This is a genomic window from Spirochaetae bacterium HGW-Spirochaetae-1, from assembly GCA_002839375.1.
In the GTDB taxonomy this organism is placed as follows: domain Bacteria; phylum Spirochaetota; class UBA4802; order UBA4802; family UBA5550; genus PGXY01.
Window position 1 is genome coordinate 99,767 of record PGXY01000009.1, and the last position, 18,802, is coordinate 118,568.

Annotated in this window: 12 protein-coding genes; 6 read left to right on the top strand and 6 right to left on the bottom strand. The window is 49.3% G+C overall.

Annotated elements, in window-relative coordinates:
* Positions 1-141: 141 nt before the first annotated feature.
* From lon to CVV44_17735, 3 genes are all read left to right on the top strand, one after another.
* Entirely contained in the window at positions 142-2,553 is a 2,412-nt protein-coding gene (lon, locus tag CVV44_17725; GenBank protein PKL36270.1) for an endopeptidase La, read from the top strand.
* Between the two features lie 170 nt (positions 2,554-2,723).
* Positions 2,724-3,398 (top strand): hypothetical protein, encoded by a 675-nt coding sequence (locus CVV44_17730; protein PKL36061.1) that lies wholly within the window; start codon positions 2,724-2,726, stop codon positions 3,396-3,398.
* Between the two features lie 45 nt (positions 3,399-3,443).
* Positions 3,444-5,009 carry a hypothetical protein gene (locus tag CVV44_17735; GenBank protein PKL36062.1) on the top strand — a complete coding sequence of 522 codons (1,566 nt, stop codon included), beginning with the start codon at positions 3,444-3,446 and terminating at the stop codon, positions 5,007-5,009.
* Between the two features lie 43 nt (positions 5,010-5,052).
* On the opposite strand, the gene CVV44_17740 is transcribed toward CVV44_17735, so the two are convergent.
* From CVV44_17740 to CVV44_17750, 3 genes are read right to left on the bottom strand one after another with little or no spacing between them, the layout of a single operon-like run.
* Positions 5,053-7,233 (bottom strand): hypothetical protein, encoded by a 2,181-nt coding sequence (locus CVV44_17740; GenBank protein PKL36063.1) that lies wholly within the window; start codon positions 7,231-7,233, stop codon positions 5,053-5,055.
* Positions 7,234-7,257: 24 nt separating this feature from the next.
* Complete coding sequence (locus CVV44_17745) at positions 7,258-7,683, bottom strand: NUDIX hydrolase (protein PKL36064.1); 426 nt, start codon at positions 7,681-7,683, stop codon at positions 7,258-7,260.
* The gene (locus tag CVV44_17750) at positions 7,677-8,834 is read right to left on the bottom strand and encodes a hypothetical protein (protein ID PKL36065.1); all 1,158 of its coding nucleotides are present in this window, start codon (positions 8,832-8,834) and stop codon (positions 7,677-7,679) included. Before CVV44_17750 ends, CVV44_17745 begins: the two co-directional genes overlap by 7 nt.
* A gap of 552 nt (positions 8,835-9,386) precedes the next feature.
* On the opposite strand from CVV44_17750, the gene CVV44_17755 reads away from it, so the two are divergent.
* Positions 9,387-12,206 carry a hypothetical protein gene (locus tag CVV44_17755; protein ID PKL36066.1) on the top strand — a complete coding sequence of 940 codons (2,820 nt, stop codon included), beginning with the start codon at positions 9,387-9,389 and terminating at the stop codon, positions 12,204-12,206.
* An 81-nt stretch (positions 12,207-12,287) separates the two neighbouring features.
* On the opposite strand, the gene CVV44_17760 is transcribed toward CVV44_17755, so the two are convergent.
* The gene (locus CVV44_17760) at positions 12,288-13,301 is read right to left on the bottom strand and encodes a hypothetical protein (protein PKL36067.1); all 1,014 of its coding nucleotides are present in this window, start codon (positions 13,299-13,301) and stop codon (positions 12,288-12,290) included.
* 353 nt (positions 13,302-13,654) lie between these two features.
* On the opposite strand from CVV44_17760, the gene CVV44_17765 reads away from it, so the two are divergent.
* A complete protein-coding gene (locus CVV44_17765) occupies positions 13,655-14,179 on the top strand; it encodes a hypothetical protein (protein PKL36068.1) in 525 nt (174 codons plus the stop codon).
* On the opposite strand, the gene CVV44_17770 is transcribed toward CVV44_17765, so the two are convergent.
* Together CVV44_17770 and CVV44_17775 are read right to left on the bottom strand one after the other, a co-directional pair.
* Entirely contained in the window at positions 14,180-15,262 is a 1,083-nt protein-coding gene (locus CVV44_17770; GenBank protein PKL36069.1) for a two-component system response regulator, read from the bottom strand.
* Positions 15,263-15,839: 577 nt separating this feature from the next.
* Positions 15,840-16,343 (bottom strand): hypothetical protein, encoded by a 504-nt coding sequence (locus CVV44_17775; protein PKL36070.1) that lies wholly within the window; start codon positions 16,341-16,343, stop codon positions 15,840-15,842.
* An 85-nt stretch (positions 16,344-16,428) separates the two neighbouring features.
* On the opposite strand from CVV44_17775, the gene CVV44_17780 reads away from it, so the two are divergent.
* Complete coding sequence (locus CVV44_17780; protein ID PKL36071.1) at positions 16,429-18,789, top strand: hypothetical protein; 2,361 nt, start codon at positions 16,429-16,431, stop codon at positions 18,787-18,789.
* The last annotated feature ends 13 nt before the right edge of the window (positions 18,790-18,802 follow it).

Consider the following 18,802-nt stretch of genomic DNA (forward strand, 5'->3'; position numbering starts at 1 on the left):
CGTTGCAGATTTAACATTGACAGGAATTTTCAGCGATGCAAACATATTTTGAATGGTTGCATCGGTATATGTAAAATATTATTTTTGGATATTAAAATTTTATCCACCAGGATGTGAAGAATGATGGAAATTGATGAAATTATGATCGAAGGGAGCGATATATCAATCGATACGGACCTGATTGAGAGCGAGCTCGTCTCTATCGATCAGACATTACCGGGACAGCTGTATATCATACCCATCCGGTACCGTCCCATTTTCCCCGGTATCGTTACCCCCCTGATCATTTCCCAGGGACGGTTCACCGATGCCATTGACAAGGTGCTCAATGAATCACGAACCGTGGGGCTTGTCCTTATTAAAGACGATGAAAAGGATGAAATCGACTCCGAGGATCTCTACAACTTCGGAACGGCGGTTAAGATACTGAAAAAAATCAATCTTCCCGACGGCGGTGTGAATGTTCTCATTAACAGCGTAAAGCGCTTCAGGATAAACGAGGTCATTTCCAATAAAAAATTTCTCGTGGCCGATGTGGAATACATGGACGATCGGTTGGGAAGCGTTAAAAGCATTGAAATCAAGGCTCTGACCCGCGAGGTTCTGGGGCGCCTTAAAAAGCTGTCGGAAAACAATCCTCTTTTCACCGAGGAAATGAAGCTCACCATGCTCAACGTCGATGAGCCGGGAAAGATCGCTGACTTTGTCACCTCCATCCTCAATATCGAAAAAAACGAGTACCAGGAGGTGCTGGAGACCCTCAATGTGAAAAAGCGCCTGGAAAAAGTGCTCCGTCTCCTGCAGAAGGAGATGGAGGTTATGAACGTCCAGAAAAAAATCCAGGGCCAGATAAATGAAAAGATAGACAAGCAGCAAAAGGAGTATTTCCTCCGGGAACAGCTCAAGGCCATAAAACAGGAACTGGGCATCGAGGATGATGAAAAATCCGTCGAGGTCCGCGAGATGAAGAAGAAGGTCGACGATCTCGAGTTGAAAGGAGAGGTCAGGGAAAAGGTGACCGAAGAGCTGGAAAAACTCACGCTCATGGAACCTTCTTCGGCCGAATATACGGTGACCCGCAACTATCTGGAAACTATTTTCTCCCTGCCGTGGAATACCAAGACCGAGGATAAAATCGATCTGGATAAAGCGGAACGCATTCTGGAGCGGGAGCACTACGGTCTTGAAGATGTGAAAAAAAGGATACTGGAATTTTTGGCCATAAAGAAAATCAAGCCCGACGCCAAGGGCTCTATCATCTGCCTCGTGGGGCCTCCGGGAGTGGGAAAGACCTCCCTGGGCAAGTCCATTGCCAAGGCTCTAAACAGAAACTTTTTCCGCGTCAGCCTTGGGGGGATGCGCGATGAGGCCGAGATCAAGGGCCATCGCAGAACCTATATCGGTGCTATGCCCGGGAAGATAATCCAGGGAATGAAAATTGCCAGGTCGCGAAATCCCGTGTTCATGCTTGATGAAATAGATAAGCTGGGACAGAGTTTTCAGGGCGACCCGGCCTCGGCCCTCCTGGAGGTGCTTGACCCGGAGCAGAACGTGGAGTTCCGGGATTATTACCTGGATGTGCCTTTCAACCTTTCCGATGTTCTGTTTATCACAACGGCCAACACCCTGGACTCCATACCGGCCGTGCTGGCCGACAGGATGGAGGTCATCAGGCTTGCCGGCTACATCGCCATGGAAAAATACCAGATTGCCCGGAAATACCTGCTGCCCAAGCAGGTTGAACAACACGGCCTGAAAAAAAACAGCATTCAGATCGACAAGACCGGATTCCTGTACATCATTAACGGCTGGGCCAGGGAGTCGGGAGTGAGAAACCTGGAGCGGCAGATAGAAAGGATATGCAGAAAGACGGCGACCTTTGTGGCGAAAAAGAAAAAAATTTCACCGGCGCCGCTTTCCGTGGGGAAAATACGGGAGTACCTGGGACCGGAGATATATCTCGACGATGAGTTTACGAAAATAACAAAACCCGGGCTTTCCATAGGGCTGGCATGGACCTCCCTGGGAGGCACTACCATCGTCATAGAATCGCTTTCCGTGGAGAACAGGAAGGGAGCGGGTCTCAAACTGACGGGTCAGCTCGGCGAGGTTATGTCCGAATCGGCCAATATCGCCTACAGCTATATTCAGCATATGCTGGCCCGTGACGAACAGGCCCGCAAGTTTTTCGATAATAATGTCATTCACCTCCACGTGCCGGCCGGCGCTACTCCCAAGGACGGGCCCTCGGCCGGGATTACCATGGCCACATCGCTTTATTCGCTGACAACGGGAAGGCTGGTGAAGAACAATATCGCCATGACAGGCGAGCTTACACTTACGGGGCGTGTTCTTCCCGTGGGAGGCGTGAAGGAAAAGGTCATCGCGGCGAAAAGGGCCCATATGAAGCACATCATCCTGCCCTCGGACAACCGGAAGGATTACGAGGAAATCCCCGACTATATTAAGAAGGGGCTGCGTTTTTCTTTTGTCAGGGAAGTGGAAGAAGTATTCGAACTTGTCTTTGCCGGTAAAGCAAAGGTAAAAGGCTGACTTATTTCCCGGCCGGGACGGATCGGCATGCTGGGAATAAAATAAAAGAGTCCAGGCAGAATATTATTGACTTTGCGGCACAATAATGTCATTAATACATATATGGCATGACCATGGGGTTGTATTCCCTGTGATGCCGGTGAGCAATATCCTTTGCCAGGAGGGCCCAAATGTCGATTCAGAATCTGATGGAAGATATCGTCGCCAATGTCGTTGAAGAGGTGATGAAAAAGGACAAGGATCTGGAAAAAATAAAGGTGAATCGCGATGATATCGTCGCCTATGTTTTGAACAGAATACCTCCCAAATATATAACCAGCGAGCGCGGAATTCTCCACGGGAAGATTCAAGCGCACTACGAGACGCAGCAGAAGACCGACATGCTGTTCAGCGTCTATGAAGCCATCGATGTAATAAAAAAAAGACGCTCAACGGAACTGCATTCTGCCGAATCAACAGCTGCTGCCGAAGAGTACCGCCTGTCTCATATAGTCGGCGAGGTTCTGGAGGAAACAACACTTTCCATGATTCCCAACGTGGAAGTGACGTTGCTGTTCAAGGGCAAACCGGCGAAGATGATCGACGACAACTGGAAAAATCCCTATACTACCAACAAGGCCACCAAGGGCTATTACCATTTTTGGCCCATTTTTTCCAAAGGCGATATGGGGAAAAGCGCCCATGTGCCCTTTACCCTCGAATTCAGTCATCCCAAGTTTGAAGATAAAAAGGTTGATATTGAGATAGAAACCATTTCGAAACCCAACATGGCGAAGACCCACACCACCGCCATTGTGCTGCTGCAGGCGAAGGTCGGTGTAGACCTGGATTTTCTCTACAAGTAGGATTTGCCGATTTCTTTTGAAAAATCGCCAGGGCGGGTTCTCACCATGAAGGAATGGATTAAAAAGACATTGTTCCCGGGACGGGAGGAGTTTGGCGGCGAGTTTCAATCGGAGCTGCACTACCAGTGCAGCAGGGTCATTCTGCCCGCATCATTTATCTGCATTTTTGCCTGGATCAATTATATCCCCGTGGACGGGCAGCTTTATCCCGGAGAGCCCCATATCATAACGCTGCGTTACGGCCTTTCGGCTGTCGGGCTTCTTATTTTTGTCGCTCAGTTTATACCGGTACTGAAAAAGAAAAGCATGTATCTCCTGTTCGTCCTGGGAGTATATCTCCAGGCGGCTACGGCGGTCATCACGGCACTTACCAAGGGGGACCCCGTATATTTTTCCGGCTATATCTTTGTGGTCATGATTCTCACCATTATGCCATTTATCAAGGTGCTCACGTGGATACTTCTTTTCCTGTCCGTGGCGCTCTTCATGTCAATAGGGATTTTCAAGGGCATGGCCTTTGCAACACTGCAAGAGCAGTACCGCCTCAATGATCTCCTCGCAACTGCCGGCTTCGTCATCGTTTTCATCTATGTCCTTGACCGGATCCGTTTTCAGAGCTGGCAGAAATCTGTAGAGATTCAGAAGCACAAGGAGAGCATACAGACCGACAAGGAGCGCATTGACAGCATCGTGGCCGAGACAAAGGATGTGCTGACCCACCTTGACGAGGCCACGGGCATTATCAGCGGTTACTCTAAAAACGTGGACACGGCCATCAGGGAACAGTCGGAGCTCATGGCCAGGAGCCGGGTCTCGAATGACACGGTAATATCTTCTTTTGAAAAACTGAAAATCGAGACGAACAGCCAGCTGGAAATGAACATCAAGGGAAAGGGGCTTACGGAGCAGCTCCGGGGGGACATGAAGGTTTCGGCGCAGTCGAGCAGCGCCGCCATTGAAGAAGCGCATAAAATAAAAATTCTTTCCGATGAATGCGATATCAAACTCCAAAATTCGCGTAACGCCATTGAGAAACTGAAGGAGGAATCGTCGCGGATAGAGGAGATTTCCCAGACCATCAACGATATAGCCGATCAGACGAACCTGCTTTCGCTGAACGCCTCAATCGAATCGGCCAGGGCAGGGGATCACGGCAGGGGATTCGCCGTTGTCGCCGATGAGATATCAAAGCTTGCCGAGAAGAGCATTTCTTCGGCCCGTGAGATCAGCGGCATCATTGTGATGTCGGTAAGCCGGATCAACGAGGCCTCGGAACAGATCGAGGAAACCTCGACGGCCTTAAAGGATATAATATCGTTCCTGGAAAACAACCGGAGCCTTCTGGAGGATTTCGGTACGGTCATCCAGTCACAGGTCAGGGACGTGCAGCTACTCATTGATCAGCTCGAGAATTCACTGGATTACACGCATTCCATCGATCGTATTACCGATGAGAATGCCAGGGAAATTGATAATTCACGGATGATGATGGAAGAAATTGAAAAATTTTATCACAATCTGGGCGACATGTCGACGCGACTACTGCAGCTCTCGGAAAGCCTTGCCGGTGATATAAGCAGGATGAAGAACGTGCTGTATCAGTCCCGCTAACTGTGTAATGGGAACGGTTGCCGTGACGTATGGGCCGTGCCGGTCAGTCGAAAACTGATTCCAAAAAATTTTTTACCCGTTCGGCCACTTTTTCTGCCGTGTCTCCCCGCACGATGCCGTGCCGCTCCGAGTATATCTCGTAAATTTCCTTTTTGGTGGTCCCCACTTTTTTGAATATTTCCATGGCGCTGACGGGATTAACTACCGGGTCATTGGAGCCCTGTATGATGAGTGCGGGGATCTGGATGGCGGGAAGATTTTTTTCCACCACGTCCATAAGTTTCCCCAGTTCATTGACGCCCCTGACGGGATTGCGCAGGTAGTTGATATGGGGATTTTCCGGTGTATTGGCAATGAATTCCATCTTTCCTTTTCCCACGTGCAGCCTGTCCAGGAACTTGTTCCATGCCACGACGGCCGAGGTAAGGCGCGATGATATGTTCTGGAGCTTCAGCGGGGCTGATATGGAAATAACGCCGCTCAGCCTGTCACCCTTCTGCGAGGCCTGGAGAAGGGCCAGGCCCGCTCCCGTTGAAAAACCGGCAATGGCGAACCGCCTGACGGAATTTTCCATGACGATGTAGGCCCGGTTCACCGAGTTGTACCATTCGATCCATTCGCGGGAGTCAAGGTCTTCCGGTGCCGTACCGTGACCGCGAAGGCGCACGCCGTAAACGGCATACCCTTTACCATGGATGATGTCGGCAAGGACCCTCATCTCCTCGGGAGCGGCCATGTAGCCGTGAATCAGGATGATCCCTTTTCTCTGGTACCACCGTTTCATGAAAAAGGGGCGGCCGATATTTTTTGGTTTGCTTTCATCGGGCAGGAAATATTTTTCATAATCCTCTTCGAAAAATCGTTGGTCGAGTTCCAGGAAATACCCGCGTATTTTTCTCCGCGCCAGGAAGGCCGGCCGCGCCGCCGACTTGATGAGGAGCCTGGTTATGCCCGGCAGGGGTTCCAGCTCATTGGTGAAGACTTCGAATATATTGTCCTTGCGGATCGTATGGAACTCATAGATATCACTGAACTTCTTTTTATTTTTTATTATGTAATGGTCTTTCATTGTTATGAGGCCGTCGCTGACACCGGCTTCGATGAAGCTGTTGAAACGCTGGTGCTCGTCATCGGTAATGATGTGAAACTGGTTCTTGTAAAGGTTTGTATGAAGGTTTGGGATCTTTTTTTCTTTCAGCTGTTCAATGGCCAAAAAGGCCCTGTTCTTGAGATCACATTCATGGATCTTTGTCCGGTTCGTTTTTGTCAGCATATAGGCGAAGATGTGGTCCGAGTTTATGGTGGTCATGCCGTAGATTGCATCCATGTAGCGTTGCATGAGGTCGATGCTGGGCCTGTTGAAAGGGACCTCTTTTTTCAGTTCGTCGGAATCAAGATAGAGTCTCCTGTTTGCCGCTTTTCCCATGGCCGTGCTGCAGCCGTTGAGATATTCACGCGGGTGTATGGGTTTGCCGAAATTAATGTCTATGTCCACGCCGTCGAGAAGCATTGTCCCTTCGATTTCCAGTTCCTCTTCCATTCTCTCAGAAACATTTTTGACGAACCGTTCCACCAGCCGGTTGATGGCGTTGTTGTGCACCCGGATTGGATAATAGGTGATGTTTACCGGAATGATAAGGGACTCTTTGGCCAGGACGCCGTCCAGGTCCTGCGGGGTGAGCCTGAAGTGTTCCAGCATAGCCTTGAGTTCATCATTAAAATTATTCTCTTTCAGATAACGCATCTTTTCACGGTAAAACTCGGTGTTCAGGGCGACATTGGCGGCACCTGTATGGGGCGGTCTTCGTATCCCCGTGTTGTAAATCATATATTTTCCTTTTTCCACCAGTTTCTTGTCCTTGACCATCTGTCCCTCGGGGAATATAAGGGTGCTGTTTTCTCCCGTGAGCATTGAGCGCGTGAAGATCACGTCCCGGTCCGGGTCTTTCGTTGACACACCTCCCAGTTTCTCTATGAATTTGCCGAAGCCGCCGCCGAAGAAGGAATAGTGGGCCAGGGAGAAGGTGTACATGTTTAGATATTTTTTTATGATGTAGGGCATGAAAATTGTTTCCAGCCGGGTGAAATGATTGATAACAAAGAGGACCGGCTGGTCAGGTACATTCTCCAGGTCATGCAGCCTGATGTCCACCTTTGACGATTTGAACAGGGCGTCCAGTGCGACGATGACGGTTTTAGTAATAGGCTGCGATATTCTTTCCATGGATGACACTCCTCGATTGATACCTTAAAACCTTTTATTGAAATAATCGTCAAGTATGCGGGCGTGATCAAAGACAATATTTTCCGGAAGCGAGTTTTGCGTGAAAACAGCCGCTTCCCGCGCATCATCGGCTGCCACGGGATTCCCATGGGCGGAAGCTATGTATACCGTGGTGATGGTATGATGCCGGGTATCGCGGGAGGGATCGGAGTATGTATGGAACTGGCGTGACAGGGTGACGTGCAGGGACGTCTCCTCGAGCGCTTCCCTGACCGCGGCGGTTTCCAGGGATTCACCGTAATCCACGAAGCCGCCGGGAATTGCCCAGCCATGAGGAGGGTTTTTCCGTGCGATGAGCACGATTCCCCGGGGGCTTTTGCCGCCATCAGGGATTATTTCTATGATAATATCCACGGTGGGCAGGGGATTCCGGTGTTCTTTTGTCAAAATTCTTCCCCTCCAATATTTTTTATCAGTGTTATCTGATTACCCTTATCGTTAAATATGATTTTGTCAAAGGATTTTTTTATCATCTGCAGGCCCACGCCGTGGTAGGTGGAGAGAAAATTTTTACTGTACTTCCCGGTATTCCCCGACATGAAGGTCTGCCAGTCAAATCCATTGCCTTCATCGGTGATAATGTATTTCACGTGGTCTTTTTCCAGGGCATACTCCACCAGGACTTTTCTCTTCAGGATCGAATCATTGCAGCACTGCTGGACAAGGAATTCCCAGTAGTTGCCTCCGCGTTGCTTGAGTTCGGTTTTGGTTTTGTATCCGACTTCCAGGTTGCCGTGTTCAATGGCATTTATTATGGTTTCCTGGAGGGCAATCTGGAGATAGAGTATGCCATTCCGTGGTATTTTACCATCGAGGTTCCGGATGAGGCGGTAGCTGAAGAGATGGACCAGGGAAAGATCGTTGTCCAGAACATAGCTGGCTTTCTCAGAGGTGAGCCATTTGTTGGTGATATAGTCGCTTTGCAGAAAGCGCCCTGTTACAAATATTCTGTGCAGCTCTTTATTCTTCAGCACCGGTTTCATTTTCAGGTGAATCGTCTGAATGTCGCGTGATTCCTTCATGAAAACGGTGGTGATGAGCTCCGATTCAATCCCCATAAAAGCACTCTTCAGTTTATCCAGGACGAGCTGTCGGTAATGAACGTCGTTCTCAACGTCGGCAAGGAAAAATATTTCTCTCAGTGGCCTGCCGATAAGTGCTTTCTGGTCGATATTGAGGCTCCGGCTGAAGGCCGTGTTGTGATTAACGATACGACCCAGGTTGTCCAGGAGAATGATGATTTCATTGCTGTGGTTTTTCATCAGTTCAATGAAGCTCAGTTCTTCGTCGACTTCCTGGAATGACTTTCTGATCCTGTTTCTCGTCAGGGCAAGAAACAGGAAAAGTGCGGCCAGGGATGTGAATATGAGCAGAACCGGAGAGAGATAATGCTCTTTAATAGGCATTATGTGGCGATGAATATGTTCAAAGAGGAAATCCAGAGACAGGACAATAACAAAGGCGGCAATAGAGAAGAGCGATATATACCTGATATATGCCCGTTCCATGCTGCTGAAGGTTCTTTTTATAGGATCATTCATGGTCTCAGCGTGATCATATCCTGCTGTTTTATTGACATGCTTCCTGCCCGAAACTATATATTATTTGCGGCAAAGGAATCATGTCACTCCGATCGCCTCTTTGTTTCACCTGCTTGAGATGATAAAGCATTTCCATCGATTTACAAGCAAAATATAGTTTTATCCCGGTCAATTTCCGCTGAATAAAAATCCTGATTTTACCTCGTATTTGCCCGGAACATTTGTTGCAGGTTTGGTGTAATTTGCTGAAAAATACTAAAATTCTCTTGCTTTTTTTCTGTCATGCCGTACAAGTTATCCCGTCGATCCTGTATAATCCGGGGTCGTTTTTCGCCGCATTATATGTAAGGGGCCATTGGTCGGGAGTATCCATCGGTGTAATTTACTTTCCATATACATGAAAGCTGAGCAACAATCGATAAGGTACGCTCTATGTCCGGTGAGTGTGGTGAGACTGGTGTAGATAGTATACAGCGGTCTTTTCTTCCGTTTTTCCCCGGTGTTGTATGTCAGATTATGAAATAAGTGCCTGTGTGCATAAGTGAGGGTAGTATGAAAAAGATGCTTGAGTTTGTCTTATCCCGTCCGCGCCTGGTTATTGCAACCGCATTGATTATAACTCTCATAACCGGATACGGGATTACCTTGTTTGAATATGACAATTCAGAAAAAAACGCCATGCCTTATGATGATACGACGTACCAACTCGGCGAGGAAACTAAAAAGCTTTTCGGCGACAGCAGCACATTTCTCATTGCAGCTATTGAGCCTGCCGAAAAAGGGAAACTGCTTACAAGAGAAACATTTCAGTATATTAATGGCATTGCCAACGAGGTACAGGAATACCGGACCTTTAACCGGGCGAAAGAAGATCTGCGTCTCGCAACCGTTCTTGAATCGGGAAACGTGAAAATTGCCGGGCCCGTTAAAATTTCAGATAAAGAGAAGGAACTTCAGGAGGGGTATGATCAGCCCTATAGGCCCCGTAACCGCTACGACTACAGCGCTTATCGTGCTGTTTCAATGAAGGACATCGCCTCGCGGCTCGATAACGGCGGCAGAGCCATGATGGAGACTATCATTGAAGCGAAGAATATGAAACAGCTGGATCGCAGCTCTCCCATGGATATAAAGGATTACAAGATACTGCTCGAGTCCTGGGAGGATATATATCTTCTTAAATCAGTAAAATTACTCCAGGAGGCCGTGGACCCCATATCTATCACGGACATAAACGGCGAACATGATGAACTCAAAGCGGTAACCCTCATCCCCAAGGATAAGGAGGGAAAGAGGATAATTCCCTCGACACCCGCCGACTTTGCTGCCTACAAGAAGAGACTTCTCCGGAACCCGGCCTTCAAGTCAAACTTTTATTCCATGGATGATAAGGGAGAGATACGTGCCCTGGCAATGTCCATGATGCTGCGCCGCCAGCGCAATTATGATGCCTTCACCGAGTATGGCTGGGCCATGTTCAATAAACATAATAACCCCCATTCTCCCGTGAAAGTTCTGCTCCAGGGAAGCCTGGTTTTCAACAAGGTCATTAATGAGTACAACGAAAAGGATATGGGCAAATATCTCCCCATTGCCGCTGTGATCATGCTTATAGTATTTTACTTGAATTTTAAGTCGATCCGGGGCATGGCCCTTCCCATTCTCTCGGTTTTCATGGGAAGCGTCTGGACCATGGGAATTCTGGGTTTTCTGGGCATTAAAATGACCATCCTTACCGCTATTATCCCGCCTCTGCTTATGGCCATCGGCAGCGCCTATGCCATCCACGTGTTAAACCAGTATTATATCGATTTGGATATGATACGAAATGAGGGCAGAAAAAATGGTCTCATGAAGGCCATGCTGCACATTCTCAATACCGTTCTTCTCACCGGTCTGGCCACCTTCGTGAGCTTCCTCACACTGACGACAAACACCGTGCGTGTTCTGGTGGATTTCGGTATCGGCATTGCCCTGGGCACTGTATTGATTATTGTAATATCGATAGTGGTTTTGCCGGCGGCCCTGGCCGTCCTGCCGATTCCCCGGGCCAAGAAGGGGGATAATGTTATGGGCACCGATGCGCCGTATAATCTCATGGTAAAGCGTATGGTGGATTTCATGGCGCATCTCAGCACGGATCATTATAAAGGAGTCGTGATTGTTGTCCTGATTTCCATCGTGGTCAGCGTCTTCGGCATTATGCGGCTGAAGACCGAGACATCGGCCACTACTTACTTCAAGCCCGATTCATATATACGTAAATCACTGGCACGGACCAATGAACTTTTCGAGGGGTCCTATGTTTTCAATATAGTGTTCAGTCCCGGCGAAGGCAAAGACGTAATAGACGCGGAATTTCTCAAATATATTGACGGGGTCCAGAAGTGGCTGAGCAGAAAGGAAAATCGCGACAACTATTATATCAGACTTTCAACGGGGTTCAATGATTATATCAAGCGTATGAACAAGGCCATAAACAACGAAAAGCCCGAGTTTTACACTATCCCTAACGATACTATGACGATCATGGATTTCATGGAGATATTCTCCGGTGATGATGATAACTATGACGGCCGGCCAGACATGTTCGAATCAACGCTGAGCAAGGATTACAACAAGACCGTGCTCTATGTCAGGATGGGAAGCCCTCCCGGCATAGAGCTCAGTACCGCCCGCACCGAGAGAACCCTGAATCATGTGAAGGAATATCTCGATTCCATTCCCAATCCAAAAGGGTATACGCATTATATCGTAGGAGGGCCGGTCAATTTCGTTATCATCGCGAAATACATCAATAATGGTCAGATCCAGGGTATGATCACCGGTATCCTCTCTATCGGTATTATCATGTTTCTTATTTTCAGGAGCTGGCAGACGGGATTGTCCGTGCTTGTTCCCATGGTGGCATCGATTGTCTGGATATTCGGATTTATGGGCTGGGCCGGTATTCCCTTTGGTATGACCGAGGCGCTCATATCACCCATAGCCATAGGGATCGGTATCGATGACGCGTGTCATATCCTCAACATGCTGCGTAAAAAGGGCCTCGAGGGCATACCGATACGGGAGGCTATAACCCAGACGCACCACGAAACGGGTCTGGCCATCGTGTACACCTCAATGGCCAACAGCCTGGGATCGTCGGTTCTCATCTTCTCCAGCTTTATGCCCGTTTTCAGGAGCGGTCTTCTGATCTGTGCTGTGTTGGTAATCTCCACGCTGTCGAACCTGATTCTCTTTCCCAGTGCCATCATGCTTCTGAAGATAAACGTATGCAATATAAAGGACTGGAAAATTTTCCGTTTCCTGCCGCTTCATAAGCTGCTCATTGAGGGTCCGGAAGAAGAGGACGGTGCCAGGCTCAATTAGTGTGTTATAGTCCCCGCACCGCAGTTTCAGGGCGGTACGGGGATTGGAAAAGGGATCGGGCACTTGCTGCCAAGGACGGCATCACTTGCCGGGCGTTGCATCGTAATAATATCGCCTGTCCTTAATCACGCGGCTTTCGATGTTTCCGTTTTTCTCCAGGTATTTCACCGAGAGGCGTATCCAGCCATGCGCCAGGTATCGCATCTTCGGATTGAAGGCGGGATACAGTGAGGTGATTATATCTCGCAGTGTTATACCGTTCCCGCCGGAACCGGTGATGACCTCCCGCACATGTTCAAGGCGTTCCCTGCGCCAGCTGATGAGTTCGTCTATCCTCTCAACGGGGTTTGTGATGGGGGACCCGTGGGAGCTCAGCAGCACTTCGAGCTTTGGAAGGTTTCTGATGCGCTCCAAGGTATGTATGTACTGGTCAAGGTCCGAATCGGGCGGTCCCAGCCAGGTGGTGATATTTTTAAGGACATTGTCGCCGCTGAAAAGAATGCCCCTTTCCGGATCATAGAGCGATATGTGATCGTCCATGTGTCCCGGCGTGGGGAAGATGCGCCACTGGCGCCCGTTTATGAGTATGGCGGTTTCTTCTGCTATTATGATGTCAGGGTCGGGGATGAATTGCGAACCATAGAGCTTTTCGAAATAGAGTGTGAAGAGGGGAGTGTATACCGCTTTTTGTATGCGGCCGCGCATGGTTATATCCCGCAATGATGAGCGGAAACGGTCTTTTTCATAGCGCCTCACGTAGGATTCCCTGGAGTGCAGTTTTTCCGCCATGGGGGCCGTGAGAATAATGGATGTTCCCAGTTTGTCCCTGATCCCGGCGGCTCCTGAAAAGTGGTCGGCATGAGTGTGGCTGGGAAGGACCCGCGTAACGGCAAAAGGCCTGCCCGTTTCCTCAAACCGTGATTGTATGGCGGTGAACTGGCTTATGAATTCTTTCAGGCTGCCGGTGCGGCCATAACCTGCGTCGAAGATGAGGCCGTCACTTCCGGCGATGACATAGATATTTACCGGCGGTGTCATGTTTCGTGCCACGCCTTTTTCCGTTATGCAGAAGATGTCGGGATACAGTTCTTTCATCGTACTTTATCTATACATGGCGTCGGTCCGGTCGCGGATGAACGCTGCCGTAAAGAATTGTATGAAAACACGGCAGGGCCGGTCAAATACATTATCATCCTTTTGCCGGGGGAAAATGAAAAAAAAGTTGCTAATTATCAACATTCCTGCTAATAACTGCAGCAAAGATGAGCCTCAGGGGATGGAAAAGAATCTCCATGCACGGCTGATTCATAAGGGAGCTTCAATAAATAATTTTTTTGTTGCTTCCTTGCGGGCGCAAACATCGCAAAAATAAAGTTTTTCATTTTAATGGTATTGAAAAACCGTTTTTTTTGAGGTGCCAATATTTTAAATTATCCAGGAGAAATGCAATGAAAAGAATGTTCAGGGGGACCGCCATAATTCTGTCGGCAGTGCTTTCAATGAATGTATTAGCGGGCTGTCACGGCAGCTATACGTTGTTTCACAAGGTGTTGAAATGGAACGGAACAATCGGGGATAAATGGGTCAGGTCCGTGGTCCATTTCCTTCTGTGGCTGGTTCCGATTTATGGCATATGCTTTTTAGTAGACCTGATCGGGCTTAACACTATTGAATTCTGGACCGGCAGCAATCCCCTGGCTATGAATCCCGGGGATAAAGAGCAGCAGGTCGTTACATACAATAATGATCTGTACCGCATAACAGCAACAAAAAACCGTTTTGATGTTGTCACGATGACCGGACAGAAAGCTGGTGAGGCCGTGGCATTGGTGTATCACGATGATCTCAATACCTGGAATGTGGAATCAGAAGGGATGGAAAGGGTTGTGGCCCGCATCGACGAAAAGGATCCGGCCCTGATGTACCTCATACATCCCGATGGCCATGAAGAACCGGTCAATGTAAACGAATGATTAAAAGCTGAATAATTTCTGATTCAATACGGCTATGCAGCTGTCCACTGTTTCGGGGTCGTATTGAATGCCTCGCTTCTTCCTTATCTCCTCCACGGCGAGTTCCACTCCCATGGAGGCCCGGTAGGGACGATGCGAGGCTATGGCCTCCACGACATCGGCCACGGTGAGTATTTTTGCCTCGGGTGTTATTTCGCTTCCCCCTATTCCCAGGGGATATCCTGAACCGTCTATTTTTTCATGGTGCTGATACACGATCTTCGCCACGGGCCAGGGGAAATCTATCCCTTTGAGCAGTTCAAAGCCTGAACGGGCATGGTCTTTCACCAGGTTGAATTCGGCACCGGTAAGTCGCGAAGGCTTTGACAATATCTCCGAGGGTACCGAGAGCTTGCCCAGGTCGTGGATAGTGCCGGCCGTGGTGAGGCCGGCGATTGAAAAATCGTCCAGGGACATGTTCCGGGCAATGACTTGTGCCAGCATGGCCACGCGCCGCTGGTGGCCGGCCGTGTAAGGATCCCGGAGTTCTACTGCCGAAACAATGGCTTGCACTGTACCCTGGAGGGTTTTCTCCAGCACCTGCATCTGTTCCTCTATTTTCTTTTCGGCCGTTTTCCTCATTTCGATTTCACGCCGCAGTTCCTCGGTCTGCTGTTGTACCATGAATTCCAGGTTTTCCTGGTAGCGCTTGTTTTCCCGTAGGAGCTGGGACCTCTCGATGGCCCTGCTGATGGAGTGGATCAGTATGTTCATGTCAAAGAGGGGCTTCATGAGGTAGTCCCAGGCCCCCAGCTTGACCGCTTCTATGGCCAGGGAGATATCACCCGTTCCCGATACGGCTATGACGGGGATGTCAGGATATTCTCCGCTGACGTGTGTTATCACATCCAGGCCGTTCATCTCCGGCATCATGAGATCACACAGCACCACGTCGGGAGCTGCTGTCCTTATCATCTCGATTCCTTTCCTGCCGTTTTCAGCCTCGATGACCGAGTAGCCATGATCCTCCAGAAAGTCGGTCATGGTCTGGCGGAGGATATATTCATCGTCGATGACGAGGATTGTTGGGCTTATGCTGTTCATGCGCGGTTTCCCGTATCCTGTTAGTTCCTCTGCTAATACCTTCGTTTATGGCAAGGATTGCTTATTCTTCAAATCTTATGGAGACCTGCCTGAAGTATACACTCTTATGAAGTGGTATACAAGTAATTAATTCAGGAAAAATGTATTGGATCGGCATAGAGTACTTCATTGAAGGGAGTCTCAAAATAGCTCGCCAGTCAAACCGTGGGATCGAGGAGATCAACTATGTAATCTTTCATATCCATATTAATGTCGGATATATCGGTATCGGTAAAGCAGAGAATATACAATAGCCGAATGGTGCCCAATAAAACCGTTTGAATGGTAAAAGACCAGTTATGCATAAATTTGACATGTATCGATAGATTTACTATTAATACAATATGGATGTTATCATGAAGATGAATAATTGCTACAGGGACAGGAGAAAGACGGAGCAGAGGAGCCATTTCCGGCGTGCAATTGAAAGAAGAGAACGGAACAGGCCCACCTTTGACCGCAGAATATTTGACAGGAGACTCTTCGAAAGAAGAGAGATTGGAAATAGTATAGAAGAGTATTGAAAAGGAAGGAGCGGTCAGGGCTGTATTTCTCCGTTGCCGAAGAGCAGTTTCATCGCTGCTACTTTTTCAGTGAAAACGGGGGAAAAATACAGTTCCCGGAGCAGGCTTGATTTTTCTTCCCTGTCGAGGAGATACTCGAGATACAGGGTGTAAACCTGGCCGTCGCTTGAGTCGGCAAGAACGATGAAGAGAGCAAAGCCCGTTCCCCAATAGAAAAAGCGCGTTTTCGTAACCGCCATATTGTCGGTTTGACAATCATTCATGAAAATTCCGAAGCGGTCGAGAAGCCGTGAACCTGAATGGCGGTCAGGCAGGCTGGTATTCAGACACGTGGTTATTTCTTTCCTCAGATGGGGCGTTTCCCGAATAAGGGTCTCCATGAAGAGCTCATTATGCCGTTCCAGTTCCTTCTCGGCAATCTTTGCCGGCAGTGTCACGGGAATGAGTAGTAAAATCATTATGATGCTGTATATGCCTGAAAAGTTCATATCCATGAATTCCAAATAAACCGATATCAATAGTATATGATGCTATACTACGACGATCACATTTCAAGCAATTTTTATGGCAACTACCGCAATTGGTGAATAGAGTCGGCAGGATATGAATATAAAGATATTGCTTCCCCGGGCCCTGGCCGTGTTTATCTGTTTCATGTTATTTGTTCCTTTTGTATATATCGTCCTGGTATACCATGAAAGCTTTGATGTAATTAAACAGGAACTCATATTCAGGCCGAAACTGTCCACCTGCATCTATGATGCGAACGGAGAGCTCGTTGCCGAGCTTTTCAATGAAAACAGGAGGTATGCTGCACTGGGAGATATCTCTCCTGAGATCATCAAGGCCTTCCTGGTCGCCGAAGACAGGGATTTTTACCGGCACAGCGGATATGATTTTATCTCCATGGCCCGGGCCCTGATTATAGACCTGGCGAGCGGTGAGATCCGGCAGGGAGGGTCCACCATCACCCAGCAGTTGGCCAAGCAGCTTTATACCGGCCAGGAGCGGACTATACGCCGCAAAATACAGGAAATCTTTATCGCCCGGGAACTGGAACGGCAGTATGACAAGGACCGGATTCTGGAGATGTACCTGAACCAGATATATTTCGGTCACGGCGTGTACGGGGTTGATTCGGCATGCCGCTTTTTTTTCCGGAAGAATGCAGGAGAATCGGGGGCTGCCGAGGCAGCTGTGCTGGCTGCCATACCTGCCGCTCCCAACCGCTATTCGCCGCTGAAAAATCCGCGGGACTCCATGCTTCGCAGCAGACAGATAATCGATGATGTGACAGGCGCCGGCCTGCTGGACAGGGAAAAAGCCCTGGAGGAATTTTCAGCTTTCTGGCATTCCTATGCCGGAGAGCTGGCAATAAGGGGATCATGGGAAAGCGTCAACAGTACGCCACACGATCGGGCGCCTCATTTTACCGATTACATGAGACGGGTGCTGATTAAAAAATACGGTGAAGACCGGGTTTATTCCGGCGGCCTGCGTGTGTATACGACCCTGGACCTTCGGCAGCAGGATATTGCCCAGAGGGTTGTGGCGGAAAAGGTGAAGGATCAGAGAATGACGGCCCGCCTGTATAATCGTGGTGCACTGAACGACATGGACAGGACCCTGGCCGGGGAATCGGCCCGGCGGCGAACGACTGGAAAAGAAGCGGCAATTCTTGCGTTGCTGTACCGGGAATTGCGACTGGCGGGTCTTGATGAACTGGAGTTGCTGACCGACCTGTTGAATGCCGATGGGGAGAGCGGGATGCTGGAGAGATTTTCGCGTCGTTACGAATCACTGGTTCGGGAATCGGCAGTTGAAGGAGCCTTTATCGCACTGGATGTGAAGAGCGGCGGCATCACAGCTATGGTGGGAGGCGGGGATGTCTATAACGGTAACCAGCTTAACCGGGCCATGCAGACCTATCGTCAGCCCGGTTCGGCGTTCAAGGCCTTCGTATATGGTGCAGGAATTGAACTGAAAAAAATATCACCGGCCACGGCCTTCCTCGATCTGCCCCTGGTGTTCAGGGAAGGAAAAAAAACATGGTCGCCTTCGAATTATGAAAAATCCTTCCAGGGCAGAGTTCTGGCCAGGAATGCCCTGGCGGCTTCGCTCAATGTCGCATCGGTCATGGTCTATGAAAAGACCGGTGGTGACAGTATAGCTCATTTTGCCTCGGGAATTATGGGAATTCCCCGGGAGCGTTTTGCCGTAGATCCCACGCTCGCCCTGGGAACCACGGAAGTGTCGCTCATGGAGATGGTGCGCGGTTTTGCCGCCTATGCCCGAAGCGGCACCGATGTGACCCCCCATGCCATCGTGAATATAACCGACAGCAGGGGCAGGAAAATATATGAACGAATTCCGGAAAAGAACAGGCGTGTTGTGAGCGGTGAAACTGCCTATATAATGACAAGCCTGTTGCGTGACGTGGTGGATCGGGGCACGGCACGGGGGGCGATACGGAACAAATCAGGGTTTTCCCTTCCTGCTGCGGGGAAAACCGGAACCAATACCAGCTACCGCGACGCATGGTTTATCGGCTATACGCCGGACCTTGTTGCGGGCGTCTGGTTCGGCTGCGATTCGCAGCTTTTCAGTCTCGGTTCCGGACAGGGTGGCGCCGAGGTGGCCGCTCCGGTGTGGGGTCGGTTCATGCGCGAGGTTTATTCCTCCCGGACAAAGGGCCGCTTTCCCGACAGGCCCGAGGGTGTGATTGCTCTCGATATTTGTTCCAAAACGGGAAATCTACCCGGGGCTGATTGTCCGGTGCGGAGCGAGGTGTTTATCAGGGGCACGGAACCAATGGAGAAATGCCGTGGAGACCACAGTGAAATTACCGGCCTCTTGAAACAGGCAAAGCAGGAGAAAGAGATTCTCCTGAACAGGGAACGTGAAAAAAGAGACAGGCGGGTCGTGGAAAAGCAGGGGATCGAAATTGAAGAGCATTATTTCTGAAAAGGCCCGGACG